This window comes from Muricauda sp. SCSIO 65647, from assembly GCF_021534965.1.
Classification (GTDB): domain Bacteria; phylum Bacteroidota; class Bacteroidia; order Flavobacteriales; family Flavobacteriaceae; genus Flagellimonas_A.
Window position 1 is genome coordinate 2,868,774 of record NZ_CP091037.1, and the last position, 13,020, is coordinate 2,881,793.

The 13,020-nt window shown below is 43.7% G+C and carries 13 protein-coding genes; 9 read left to right on the top strand and 4 right to left on the bottom strand.

Going from position 1 to position 13,020, the window contains the following annotated elements:
* The first annotated feature begins 184 nt into the window (after window positions 1–184).
* From mazG to L0P89_RS12865, 6 genes are all read left to right on the top strand, one after another.
* Entirely contained in the window at window positions 185–988 is an 804-nt protein-coding gene (gene mazG, locus L0P89_RS12840) for a nucleoside triphosphate pyrophosphohydrolase (RefSeq protein ID WP_235265508.1), read from the top strand.
* Window positions 985–2,565 (top strand): sulfatase, encoded by a 1,581-nt coding sequence (locus L0P89_RS12845; protein WP_235265509.1) that lies wholly within the window; start codon window positions 985–987, stop codon window positions 2,563–2,565. The genes mazG and L0P89_RS12845 overlap by 4 nt, the downstream gene beginning before the upstream one ends.
* A gap of 87 nt (window positions 2,566–2,652) precedes the next feature.
* Window positions 2,653–4,023 carry an MATE family efflux transporter gene (locus tag L0P89_RS12850; RefSeq protein ID WP_235265511.1) on the top strand — a complete coding sequence of 457 codons (1,371 nt, stop codon included), beginning with the start codon at window positions 2,653–2,655 and terminating at the stop codon, window positions 4,021–4,023.
* A 4-nt stretch (window positions 4,024–4,027) separates the two neighbouring features.
* Entirely contained in the window at window positions 4,028–4,255 is a 228-nt protein-coding gene (locus L0P89_RS12855) for a hypothetical protein (protein WP_235265513.1), read from the top strand.
* Between the two features lie 3 nt (window positions 4,256–4,258).
* Complete coding sequence (locus tag L0P89_RS12860) at window positions 4,259–4,828, top strand: phosphatase PAP2 family protein (RefSeq protein WP_235265515.1); 570 nt, start codon at window positions 4,259–4,261, stop codon at window positions 4,826–4,828.
* Complete coding sequence (locus L0P89_RS12865) at window positions 4,825–6,483, top strand: glycosyltransferase family 39 protein (RefSeq protein WP_235265517.1); 1,659 nt, start codon at window positions 4,825–4,827, stop codon at window positions 6,481–6,483. The genes L0P89_RS12860 and L0P89_RS12865 overlap by 4 nt, the downstream gene beginning before the upstream one ends.
* Here L0P89_RS12865 and L0P89_RS12870 read toward each other — a convergent pair.
* Genes L0P89_RS12870 through L0P89_RS12885 form a run of 4 tightly spaced genes read right to left on the bottom strand, consistent with a single transcriptional unit; the run spans window position 6,477 to window position 10,331 of the window.
* Entirely contained in the window at window positions 6,477–7,355 is an 879-nt protein-coding gene (locus L0P89_RS12870) for a lysylphosphatidylglycerol synthase transmembrane domain-containing protein (RefSeq protein ID WP_235268040.1), read from the bottom strand. The two genes, L0P89_RS12865 and L0P89_RS12870, sit on opposite strands and share 7 nt — an antisense overlap.
* Window positions 7,336–8,298 carry a glycosyltransferase family 2 protein gene (locus tag L0P89_RS12875; protein WP_235265519.1) on the bottom strand — a complete coding sequence of 321 codons (963 nt, stop codon included), beginning with the start codon at window positions 8,296–8,298 and terminating at the stop codon, window positions 7,336–7,338. The genes L0P89_RS12870 and L0P89_RS12875 overlap by 20 nt, the downstream gene beginning before the upstream one ends.
* 29 nt (window positions 8,299–8,327) lie before the next feature.
* Window positions 8,328–9,377: a methylmalonyl Co-A mutase-associated GTPase MeaB gene (gene meaB, locus L0P89_RS12880; RefSeq protein ID WP_235265521.1), complete on the bottom strand. Its 1,050-nt coding sequence runs from the start codon at window positions 9,375–9,377 to the stop codon at window positions 8,328–8,330.
* Window positions 9,378–9,422: 45 nt separating this feature from the next.
* A complete protein-coding gene (locus L0P89_RS12885) occupies window positions 9,423–10,331 on the bottom strand; it encodes an aldose epimerase family protein (protein ID WP_235265523.1) in 909 nt (302 codons plus the stop codon).
* A 104-nt stretch (window positions 10,332–10,435) separates the two neighbouring features.
* On the opposite strand from L0P89_RS12885, the gene L0P89_RS12890 reads away from it, so the two are divergent.
* The 3 genes from L0P89_RS12890 to L0P89_RS12900 are packed head-to-tail and all read left to right on the top strand — an operon-like array spanning window position 10,436 to window position 12,984.
* On the top strand, window positions 10,436–10,981 hold the full coding sequence (locus L0P89_RS12890; RefSeq protein WP_235265524.1) for an RNA polymerase sigma factor: 546 nt from the start codon (window positions 10,436–10,438) through the stop codon (window positions 10,979–10,981).
* A complete protein-coding gene (locus L0P89_RS12895) occupies window positions 10,965–11,558 on the top strand; it encodes a hypothetical protein (protein WP_235265526.1) in 594 nt (197 codons plus the stop codon). The genes L0P89_RS12890 and L0P89_RS12895 overlap by 17 nt, the downstream gene beginning before the upstream one ends.
* On the top strand, window positions 11,530–12,984 hold the full coding sequence (locus tag L0P89_RS12900) for a trichohyalin-plectin-homology domain domain-containing protein (RefSeq protein WP_235265527.1): 1,455 nt from the start codon (window positions 11,530–11,532) through the stop codon (window positions 12,982–12,984). Before L0P89_RS12895 ends, L0P89_RS12900 begins: the two co-directional genes overlap by 29 nt.
* Window positions 12,985–13,020: the final 36 nt, after the last annotated feature.

Below are 13,020 nucleotides of genomic sequence, written 5' to 3' on the forward strand. Positions count from 1 at the left end.
GAATGAGTTCAGAAAGCGCATGATATTATTTTTGTGATGAAGGTAACAAGATACAAACTGATTGGTTTTTCAAGAAAGAACTTTTCATCATTTTTCTGACCGTTGATAAATAGGGATTTCTTTTTCGTGAATCGACCATAGGTATTGTCAGTGAGTTTGTAGCTTTGAACTTCAATGTTTGAGCATGAGCAACAGAAAAAAACAACTGAAAGCCTTTGACCGTTTGTTGACCATTATGGATGATCTGCGGGAGAAATGCCCATGGGACAAAAAACAGACCATGCAATCGCTTCGCCACCTCACCATTGAGGAAACCTATGAACTTGGTGATGCCATTCTTGACAACGATATGCAAGAAATCAAGAAAGAACTGGGTGATTTGTTGCTGCACATTGTCTTCTATGCAAAAATTGGTTCAGAGACCCAAGATTTTGATATGGCCGATGTTGCCAATGATATTTGTGAGAAGCTCATTAACAGGCACCCGCACATTTATGGAGACATTGAGGTCGAAAATGAAGAGCAGGTCAAGCAAAATTGGGAGAACATCAAGCTAAAAGAAGGCAAAAAAAGTGTGTTGGAAGGGGTGCCGAACAGTCTGCCCGCTTTGGTGAAAGCCAATCGCATTCAAGAAAAAGTGGCAGGTGTAGGGTTCGATTGGGAGCAGCCAGAACAGGTTTTTGAAAAATTGAAGGAAGAATTGGGCGAATTGCAAGAAGAGGTGAAAACGGGCGATACCAAGAATATTGAAAATGAGTTTGGCGATGTACTTTTTTCAATGGTCAACTACGCACGGTTCTTGAATGTAAATCCAGAAAATGCACTGGAGCGCACCAATAAGAAATTCATCAACCGTTTTCAATTTCTAGAAAGCAGGGCCAAGGAAAAGGGCAAGACCCTGAAAGAGATGACCCTTGCCGAAATGGATGTTTTTTGGGAAGAGGCCAAGAATATCGATTTGACCAACTCACAACATTTTAAAATATGAAAACTGCTTGCCATTTTGCACCTGTGCTATATATTTTTTTGGCCACCATACTACTTTTAGGGTGCCAACAAAAAACCCCCGAAGCTGTCTTGGAAAAACCCAACATCCTCTTCATTCTCTCAGATGACCACACCTCGCAGGCCTGGGGTATCTATGGCGGGGTTTTGGAACGTTATGTGCAAAATGGGAACATCAAAAGACTGGCCCGTGAAGGGGCGGTCTTGAACAATGCCTTTTGCACCAATTCGATATGTAGCCCCAGCAGGGCAAGCATCCTCACGGGGCAGTACAGCCACCTGAATCAGGTCTATACGTTGCGCGAGCCGTTGCCAGTGGGGCATCCGAACATAGCCAAGACCTTTTCTGAAAATGGCTACCATACGGCATTGATAGGTAAATGGCACCTCTATCGACAGCCCGAAGGGTTTGATTATTTCAATGTATTGCCCAACCAAGGTGTATATTGGAACCCCGTATTAAAGACCAAAGAGGGATGGAAAGATGGTACCGATGGCAGTGGAGGAAGGGTCTATGAAGGCTTTTCGACCGATGTGATCACAGATTTGACCGTTGAACATCTGAAACAGCGCGATACCACAAAACCCTTTTTGATGTTCTGCCATTTCAAGGCCACCCATGAACCTTTTGATTATCCTGAAAGGTTTGCTTCCTTGTACAAGGATGTGGAGATTCCAGAACCTGAATCACTACTCGATTTTGGTCCGGAGACCACAGGCCGCACCTTTGGGGGACAAATTTTGGAACGTTTGGGAATGCGCTGGGACGAGGCCACGAAAAACCCCGACAAATTCTGGACGGGCTACCCTGGGCTCCCTTATCCGTTGGATGGATTGGACAGTGTTCAAAAACGGAAGAAAATCTACCAAAAACTGGTAAAAGACTTCATGCGGTCAGGGGCTGCCATCGATGACAACATAGGCAAGCTGCTCGATTATTTAGAGGAAGAAGGCTTGGCCGAGAACACCATCGTTATCTACACCGCCGACCAAGGTTACTTTTTGGGCGAGCATGGCTTTTTTGACAAACGCTTGATCTATGAAGAATCAATGCGAATGCCATTTGTTGTCCGGTATCCAAAAAAAATAAAGGGTGGCCAGCGTATCGATGATATCATATTGAACATCGATTTTCCTGCACTGCTTTCCGATTACGCAGGTATTGAAAAACCCAAATATATGCAAGGTGAGAGTTTTCGAGAGGTGCTTGAGGGCAATACCCCTGAAAATTGGCGAAAGCAAATGTATTATCGCTATTGGCTGCACCACCCCCATAGACCGGCACATTTCGGCATTCGCGACAATCGTTACAAGTTGGCATTTTTCTACGGCCAAGGCTTGGGCATGAACGGCGCTTCTGAAGAAACGACCACACCACAGTGGGAGTTCTACGATTTACAGAAAGACCCCAACGAATTGCACAATGCCTATGGTGAGGCCGAATATGCAGATATCATTGCCGATATGAAGAAAGCCCTTTTGGAAGAACGGAAAAGATATGGTGATCTAGATGCTTCCCGTCCTGAAATGACCTCCATCTTAGAGGGATTATTCGAATAGATTGAAAATGTGCAAAAACATTCATCAAAAAGAAAGCGGCAACTGAGGTGAACATTTTATCTTTGTGGGCTTTCAAATTCCGTAGTCGTGTTTCAGCAGTACACCAAAGAGTTCGGTTATAACCTAAAACTTGCCTATCCCGTAATTTTGGGGATGTTGGGGCATACGTTTGTAGCCTTTGCAGACAATATCATGGTGGGGCAATTGGGTACGGCCGAACTGGCGGCGGTATCATTGGGCAATAGTTTTATTTTTATTGCCATGTCATTGGGCATTGGTTTTTCAACCGCCATTACGCCATTGGTTGCCGAAGCCGATGGGGCCGGGAACAAGCAAAATGGCAAAAGCGCCCTTAAGCACGGACTTGTACTTTGTACCATACTCGGTATTTCATTGTTTCTCATTATTTTGATGAGCATACCATTGATGAACCATATGGACCAACCCCCTGAGGTGGTCGAATTGGCTATTCCCTATCTGCAATTGGTGGCCTTTTCATTGGTTCCCCTGATTATGTTTCAAGCGTTCAAGCAGTTTTCTGAAGGGCTCTCCCAAACCAAATATCCTATGTATGCCACTATTTTGGCCAATGTGGTAAACATTGTATTGAACTATCTATTGATTTTTGGTTCTTTCGGCTTTCCGAAGTTGGGTATCGTGGGCGCCGCCATCGGAACGCTTGCCTCACGTTTCATTATGCTGGGGTTTATCTGGATGCTACTGAAGCGAAAGAAAAAATTCAGTTTTTATGTCACGGGCTTCAACTTTGCCAAGATTGAAAAACGGGTCATGAAAAAAATTGTGGAATTGGGCTTTCCTTCTGCACTGCAGATGTTTTTTGAGGTGGCCATTTTTACCGCGGCCATTTGGTTGAGCGGGGTGTTGGGCAAGAATCCACAGGCGGCCAACCAGATCGCCCTTAACCTGAGCAGTATGACCTTTATGGTGGGCATGGGTCTCAGTGTTGCGGCCATGGTGCGGGTAGGCAACCAAAAAGGACTTCAGAACTTTCATGAGCTGCGGAGAATCGCTCGATCGGTGTTCTTTTTGACCTTCTTGGTGGAGATCATTTTTGCCGCTCTTTTTCTATTGGGGAGACATTGGTTTCCGACCATATATCTAGACTTGGACGATGTAACCAATATGGCAGACAATACCGAAGTTGTTGCTTTGGCGGCCCAATTATTGTTGGTGGCGGCCTTTTTTCAGATTTCAGATGGCATTCAAGTAGTGGTACTTGGGGCACTTCGCGGTCTGCAAGACGTGAAGATTCCGACTTTGATCACTTTTTTTGCCTATTGGGTTATCGGTTTTCCCATAAGCTACTACCTTGGTCTGCACACCGATTTAAAGAGCATCGGCATTTGGATAGGCCTGCTCGCCGGCCTCACGGCATCTGCCGTATTGTTGTATCTTCGATTTGATTTTTTGACGAAAAGATTAATTCTAAAAGCATAGAAATATGGAATTGCCAAAATTCTTGCTAGGTGACAATACCGACTATCCCGATGCCATATTTGTGGTGCATACCGACTATCCACGGTTCATCATCAATCTTGAAAACGATGAGGTTGAATGGCTCGAAGAATTCTCTAAGGAAGATGAGCAAGAATTGGAGGCCGAGGCCGAAAACCTCATTGAGGCCGCTACAGCCTTTTACGATAGGGAAGTATCACGCTACGAAGAATAGGCCATGTTAGAGCATTTGGTTCAACTCGATCAAGAAGTCTTTCTTTTTTTGAATGGTCTGGGCACCGAAACCTGGGACGGTTTTTGGATGTTCATGACCAATAGCAAGAGTGCGATTCCACTTTATTTGGTACTTCTCGTATTGGCCTACCGCACTTTCAGACTCAAAAAAACCGTTCTCATCTTGATTGCCGTAGCTCTTCTGATCACCTGTACCGATCAGCTTTCGAATTTTTTCAAGTACGGGGTGCAACGGCTACGACCATGCCATGATCCTGAAATCAGTGAAATCATGCGTTTGGTGAAATCGTACTGTGGGGGCAAGTTCGCTTATTTCTCTGCCCATGCGGCCAATTCATTTGCCGTGGCCTCATTTTTTGCTTTTTTATTTCGAAGAAGGATTAAATATTTAGGGATATTATTGATGATCTGGGCTGGTTTGGTAGCTTACAGCAGAATTTATATCGGGGTTCATTACCCGTTGGATGTGCTAACGGGAATGTTCGTAGGTGTACTCTTCGGCTGGGTGTTCAGCAAGTTGTCTATATTTGCCTTTCACAAAATCGGGGTATGATTTCTTCGGCCAGGTATTGGTTTTTGATCGTATTGATCGTTCTGGTCTATATCGTCGGAATGTTCGCGACACTCTTCGAAAACGACTCGGCCCAATTTGCTGTCATGGCCATGCGAATGGTGCAAGAGAATGATTTTATCAATCTTTTCAAAGGCCCAGAAGAATATCTCGATAAGCCCCATATGCATTATTGGTTGGCGGCACTTTCGTTCAAACTTTTTGGTATTCATGACTGGGCCTATCGCATTCCCGCAATTTTGGCAACGCTTTTAGGGGCCTATAGTTGCTACGGACTTGCAAAGCTCTTTTACAACAAAGATGTGGGCAAGTTTGCCGCATTGATATTTATGACCGCCCAGACCATTGTATTGTCAAACATCGATGTACGTACCGATGCCGTCTTGACCGGATTTACCATTTTCGCCATTTGGCAGCTGGTGGCCTATGTGGAAAAAAATAAACTACAGCACATCGTTCTGGGGGCCTTTGGTGCGGGCATGGCCTTTTCGACCAAAGGCCAGATTGCTCTTTTGGTTATCGGGATCTGTTTGCTCTGCCATCTTGCCTATACCAAAAAATGGAAGGTTTTGCTGAGCTACAAGGTATTTTTGGCTCTTTTGGTATTCATCTTGACCATTACGCCCATGCTCTATGCCTATTACCAACAATTTGATTTACATCCTGAAAAAGTCATTAGGGGCAAAGACAATCGCAGCGGTATTTTCTTTATTTTTTGGGAGCAGAGCTTTGAGCGCTTGAGCGGTGAAGGGGTAGGCAAGAACAGCAATGACTATTTCTTCTTTTTTCACACCTTTTTATGGGTCTTTCTGCCTTGGACAGTCTTGGGCCTAGTCGCCTATTGGAAACAGGCAAAGGCCATTTTTAAGAACACATTTCAATTCAGTGCCAATCATCAATTTTTGATAGTTGGGGGTATTGCGCTTATCTTTTTTATCATCAGCTTTGCCCAGTTTAAACTGCCCCACTATCTCAATGTGGTCATTCCTCTTTTTTCGGTATTGACCGCTCCATACATCCATAGCCTCCATGATCATGAAAAGCGAAAAGAAACCAAGATTATGTTGGGGGTGCAATATTTCATTTTGAGTCTGGTTTTCATCGTGTCACTACTACTTTGCTTTCATGTGTTCAAACTTGAAAGACCTTTGGATTACATCATATTGGTAACGGTTCTGCTGGGCATTGTGTATTTCTGCTTGAAGCGGGAAGACTACTATCTGAGGATCGTTACCCTTTCGGTATATGCCTCATTATTGCTGAACGGTGTATTGAACATGCACTTCTATCCCCAATTATTGAAATACCAGGCAGGATCTACCATGGCACAAAAAGTAAAAGAATTTGATGTTCCTGTGGACAATATCTACAAAATCTCAGAACGCCACACTTGGGCCTTGGATTTCTATAACAAAAACCCCGTGAACATCACAACAATGGGCGGGTTGGTCCAAAAAAAGGACGTCTGGGTCTATGCCAATGAAAAAGAATTGCAAAGTCTTCGGGAAGCAAATTTTGATTGGGACAAACAAATTGCCGTTGATGATTTTAGAATAACGCGTTTGCAATTGAAGTTTTTAGAACCAAACACGAGGTTGAAGACACTTAAAAAAATGTACTTGGTACATATTCATTGAGTAGTTGTGGTTTCCAATTGTGGCTTTCGCAAATGATATATCATTCCGAGTAAAGAAACAAAGGCGGTAATCAAGAAAAAGACCATGCTGATAGCTATCGATGTACCGGCCTCCAATGCCAACCATTTGGCACCATAGAGAAAGGTGACCTCACGGCTTCCGATGCCCCCAATGGTCAAGGGCAATACCGATACTATCGATGAAATCAAGAAAATGAACAGGTAGGCAATGGTATTTCCTTCGATCGATAAAGCGTTTAAAATGAACAAAACGGCCACCAACTGAGCTGCCTGCAATATAGCGGAATAGGCAAACGAACCCCAAAAGACGTTGAGTACGTAGGGAAACATTTTTTTGTTCAGCCACCAAAATACCGCGATACCAATGGGAATGGCCAAGGCGAACAGCCAATACAATCCTTTAAAAACAGTGGCTTTTAAAAACAAGGCCAACAAACAGGCATAGATGAAGATCAACAGCATACCGCTTAAACGGTCGAGCAACAGTACCGATACCACCTTTTTCGTGCCCGGGCGAAACTTTTTTTGAATGAGATACCCCTTGTAGGCATCACCGCCAATGCCCCCTGGCAGAAAGAGGTTGTAGAACATGCCCAACAAGTAGAGCTTTAGATTGCTCTTTTGGGTCAGCGGGGCGTTGATTTCATGGAAATAGAGGTTCAGGCGAAAAGCGTTCAATACTTTTGACAGCGCAAAGAAAAACAAGGCCCAAAAAAGGTATAAGGGTTTTGATCGTTTGATGACCACTAATACCTCTCTGAAATCAATTTTGGTAAAGATGAAGTAGATCAGTGCCGCACTGATGATTATTTTTAGCGCAGTCAGAAGTTTTTTACGCTGCTTTTCCGTCACCAATACTGATTTTTTTGATTCGGTAAGGTCTTTTTTGCTGTGATTCGTAATAGGTTCTGATGAGTAGTTCCATCACAATGCCAATGGTGAACAATTGTATGCCACCCAAAATGAACATCATGCCAAAGATGAGCATTGGGCGATTGCCGATATCTTCACCAAAACCAAATTTCATCACCAATAAATAGATGTTCATCAAAATGCCCAGTAAGATGAGCAAGACCCCAAAAATTCCAAACAGGTGAATGGGTCTTTGAAAATATTTTCTGATGAACAGCAAAAGCATCATATCGGCCACGACCTTGAAGACCCGTTCAAGGCCATATTTTGAAACACCTGCATGTCGCGCATGGTGCTTGACGTTGACCTGTTTGATCTGAGCCCCCTCTAAATGGGCGAGCAACGTAATGAAACGGTGCATTTCACCATAGAGGTTCAGCCCCTTGGCAATATCTTTGGTAAACACTTTCAGTGCACAACCATTGTCTTTGATGTCTAATTTGGTGACCCTGCGCACCAAGAAATTCGCAATTTTTGAAGGTATTTTCTTGATGAGGGAGTCTTTGCGTTTTTGGCGAATGCCCGTAATCAGGTCATATTCGCCGTCTGCGGCATAAGCCAACATCTGTGGGATATCTGACGGGTCATTTTGCAGGTCGCCATCCATGGTAATGATATAATCTCCCGTGGCGTAGTCAATTCCTGCGGCCAGCGCAAGACTCTGGCCATAATTTTTTTTGAGTTCGATGAGGTGTACCCGTTTGTCGTTCATTTTTTTTACCACGCTCCGCGTATCATCCGTTGAGAAATCATCGACATACACGATCTGGTAGTTGTACCCTTGCAGACTTTCATGTATTTTTTCGGTAAGTAGCACCACATTGTCCTGCTCATTGTACAACGGAACTACTATCGATAAAAAAGAGTCGGTGATTATTTTCATAGGTCATCTTCGCGGTAAATTTACCCTTTTTATTTGACTGCCTTTTCATATTCAAAAAACAGCTTGCGTATGGCATGTGAGGGGGCCATTTCACCATTTTCGACCAAAACAAGGTATTTTTTCAATAGCCTTTTAGAGCTTTTGTTACTATAAAAACTTCTTTTCAGGCGTTCATTGACACCTTGTAAGAACCAATTTTTGTTTTGTTCACTTCTTTTTTTTGCAAACGAGTCGTTCTCTTTGGTCAATTTAACAAAATCCCCGATCAGCTGCCATATGTCATCAATGCCTATTTTGTTAAGGGCAGAGCAGGTGAGTACCTTGGGGGTCCATCCATTCTTTTTGGGAGGATAAAGATGCAGGGCCCTGGTGAACTCGGCTTTTGCCCATTTGGCCTGTTTCTCATTTTCGGCATCGGCCTTGTTGATGACAATGGCATCTGCCATTTCGATGATGCCCCTTTTGATGCCCTGTAATTCATCACCACTGCCCGCCAATTTCAACAGCAGGAAAAAATCGACCATGGCATGAACGGCCGTTTCGCTTTGTCCGACCCCCACGGTTTCAACTAGAATGATATCGTAACCTGCAGCCTCGCAAAGTACCATGGCCTCTTTTGTTTTTTGTGCCACGCCACCGAGGGAATCCCCAGCGGGAGAGGGCCGTATAAAGGCATTTTCATCCCTGGCCAAGCTTTGCATACGGGTTTTATCACCCAAAATGCTGCCCTTGCTCAAAGAACTGGATGGATCGACCGCTAAAACGGCCACTTTTTTTCCTTGATCGGTCAACATTTTGCCAAAAACTTCGATGAAAGTGCTTTTACCGACCCCGGGAACGCCCGTAATACCGATACGCACACTTTTGGACTTGACCGCCAGACATTTTTCCAGAATTTTCTCCGCCTTTTCAAGATGTTCATCTACAGAGCTCTCAACCAAGGTAATGGCCCGTGCCAAGGCCGTTTTGTCTCCTTTGGTGATGCCTTCTACCAAATTTTCCGCTGAAAGTGGTTTTTCGCGAAGGCGCTTGATTTTTGAAATGTTCTCTTCAGATGCTATTTGTTGTTCCTTTTTCAAAGAAGTGGTATTTGAGTGACACGAAGGTAACAAGTTTGTAAGAAGTCATATGTCGTTTTCGAACACAAATTGAGATTCGTTTGAGTAAGTTTTGCCCGGTTCGAGTATCGAGGATGGAAAGTGCGGGTAGTTTGGTGCATCAGGATAATTTTGTGTCTCAAAACAAATACCGGCAAACGGCACTGGGGTAAAGACCACTACCGCGGGCTGATTGGTCTTGACTTTCATCGAGATGCCCGATTTTGCCGATTTTAGAATAGCTGCATATTCAGCTTTGTGATCGATTGCAAAAGGTGTGTCTAAAAAAGGGGTTGCAATCGGTCGTTGACCGCGAAAATCATAAGGGGTATTGTCAACAGGCATAATTTCACCCGTGGGCAGCAGATTTTCATGGGTTTTTAGGTAGTACGGGCAATTGAGCTGTAATTCATGCTGGCCGATGGTCGGGGCATCATCCAATCTAAAATAGGAATGATTGGTCAGGTTGACCACGGTTTTTTTATCGGTAATGGCCGTGTAGCCAATATTCAATTTGTTTTGTGTCAATTGGTACGTGACAGAGACCTCAAGATTGCCAGGATAGCCTTCCTCTAAATGTTTGCTCCGGTAAGTGAGTTTTACAAAAGGGTTTTCGTTCTCATTTACCTCGGTAATGGTCCAATATTTTTTATGGAACCCTTCCTTGCCGCCGTGTAGATGAACTCCATCATCGTTGTGCAAAGAATAGGAAGTGCCATCCAATTCAAATTTTCCTTTAGAAATTCTTCCGGCAAATCTTCCTACGGAAGCACCTAGGCAGTACTCATCAGTTAGATAATCGGCCGCATTTTCAAAACCGATCACTACATTACGCTTTTTACCGCTGTTATCCATGACCCATAGTTCTTGTACCAGGGCACCGTAATCGAGCACTTTTAGGGTAATCGCATCATTTTTTAGGGTAACTTGTTTCAAAGAGTACTGTTAAAAGGAACCTAAAAATAAACTTTTTTGCAACGTCGGTTTTTTTTTGCCGTCATTAAAGTGCGATACAACAAAACCAAACCCGAAAACTGACCATGTTACAGGTTGAACTTGTAGAACGATGTAAGGCAAACGATCGTAAGGCCCAGATGGTGCTATATCGAAAATATGCAGAGGGAATGTTCTGTGTGGCCATGCGTTTTCTACGAAATGAACATGATGCCGAAGATGTGCTGCAAGAAGCGTTCATCAAGGCATTTCAGCGTATCGAGCAATATAAGGGTGAAGTTTCGTTCGGAGCGTGGCTCAAACGTATCGTGGTCAATGGAAGCATTGATTTTTTAAAGGCGAAGAAAATCAGAACGATTGAGCTTGACGAAAGTTATATGAGGTTGGCGGAAGAGAAAGAAGATTGGAAGGTCAGCGAAGCAATATCGCTTGAAGAGGCGAGATCGGCCATTGACCAATTGCCCGAAAAGTATAAATATGTGGTGCAGTTGTTTTTGGTGGAAGGTTATGACCACGCCGAGATTTCAGAAATATTGAAAATTACCGAGACCACTTCAAGAACACGATTGCTGCGAGGCAAAGCATTTGTAAAGGAAATGCTCAAAAACAAAAGTTATGGCACAGGATCTTAGAGAATTGTTTGAAAAAGAGCGAAAAAAGCAATCTTTCAAAATGAAGGAAGGCCATGAAGACCGTTTTTTGGCAAAACTGGAAGAAACCATTCCCCAAACCAAAAAATATAATCACTTTTCTTGGTTACGAATTGCGGCGTCTGTTGTCATACTGGTAGGTATTGGGGCTTTCTTATTTCTCAGAAACGATGTTTCAGACCCCAACACGAAGGCCACAGTGGTCGAACAATCTTCCGATAACAAAACCGAGCGTGCCATTTCGTTGGGAGACCTGTCTCCCGATCTACAAAAGGTCGAAGCCTATTATGTCGCCAATATCAATATGGAACTGGCCAATTTGGAAGTATCTGATGACAATAAGGCCCTGGTCGATGGTTTTATGGAACAATTGGCCGAGCTCGATGCTGAATACAAGAAGTTGAACCAAGAGTTGAATGAAGTTGGGCCGAACGACCAGACCATTACCGCGCTGATAAAAAACTTGCAACTGCGGTTGCAATTGTTGCAAAAGTTAAAAACAAAGTTGAATCAATTAAAATCATCAAAAAATGAACAGGAATCGAATCATATCATTTAAATTATTGGCGGCCACCCTCTTGGCCACCATTGGCCTAACGGCCCAAAAACAATCAAAGACCTACAAAGAGACGTTCAATGTGGGTGACGATACTGTGTTGGAAATCAACACTACCCATACCGATATCGAGTTTGAAACATGGGATAAGAACCAGGTTGAGATTACGGCAGTAGTTGAATTGGAGGGAGCCTCAGACGAGGAAGCTGACAAGTATTTTGACCGCCCTCCCATTGAGATCAAGGGTAATAGTAGAGAAATTGAAATTAGTACCCATGGCAGAAATTCATGGGTTACCTCATTTTCAACAGAAGACTTCAATTTTGTTGTTCCCGATGTCGAACCACTTTTTTTAGACCTTCAGATACCAGAATTGCTCGAGTTGCCCGAATTGGCTGTGATTCCAGAGATGCCGCCCATACCGCCCATGCCCCCTATGCCGTTCAGTGACTTTGATTATGAGCAATACAGGAAAGATGGTGATAAATATCTCAAAAAATGGAAAAAGGAGTTTGACAAAAACTTTGATGAAGAATACCGAGCACGTTTTGAAGAATGGGGCGAAGAAATGAAGCATCGTTCTGAAGAGATGAAGCAACAACTTCAAGAGCGGAAAGAAGAGCGTGAAAGAGCTCTGCAAGAAATGAAAGTGGCCAGGGAAGAGCAACGTCAGGTACTGAAAGAACAACGCGCGGCCATGCAAGAGCAAAGGCAGGCCCTTCGTGAAAAAATACGGGAAGAACGGCGCACTTTCACCATTTCGGGAGATGGTGAAGAACCCAATATATTTTACTTCTCTTCTGATGGGGAGCACAAAAAATACAAGGTCAAAAAGACGATCAAGGTAAAAATGCCAAAATCGGTCAAGCTGAAGATGAACGTACGGCATGGCGAAGTGAAACTGGCCTCTACCACTAAAAATATCAACGCAAGCTTGCAGTATGCAAGCTTGCTTGCCTCGACTATTGATGGCGACCAGACCTACATCAAGGCATCGTATACCCCTGTGATGGTCGAAAAATGGCGATTTGGCGACCTGAAGACCGATTATGCAGAACTTGTTAGTCTTAAAGAGGTCGATAACCTTGAGTTGGTCTCCACTTCTTCGAGCATCACCATCGACAAGGTGAACGGTAAAGCGTATATTACCAACAACTTGGGCGATTTGGTCATAAAGTCCATTGCGAACGGTTTTTCAGATGTGAACGTGACGGTCAAAAACGGCGAATTTAGCTGTAACCTGCCCAAAACTGCGGTTTCATTGCATTTAGACGGTACCCTATCAAGTATCAGCTATCCTTCTGAACTGAAAATGAATCGCACCGAAACCTCCAATATGGTGATTCATGAGGGCTATCTGTTGAAACCCAATTCGGACAAAACCATTACCGTAAACTCAAAATACAGCGAAGTGGTCTTAAAAGACTAGAAAGTATAGCACAAGTGCCCCAAGTCAGGCTGCATA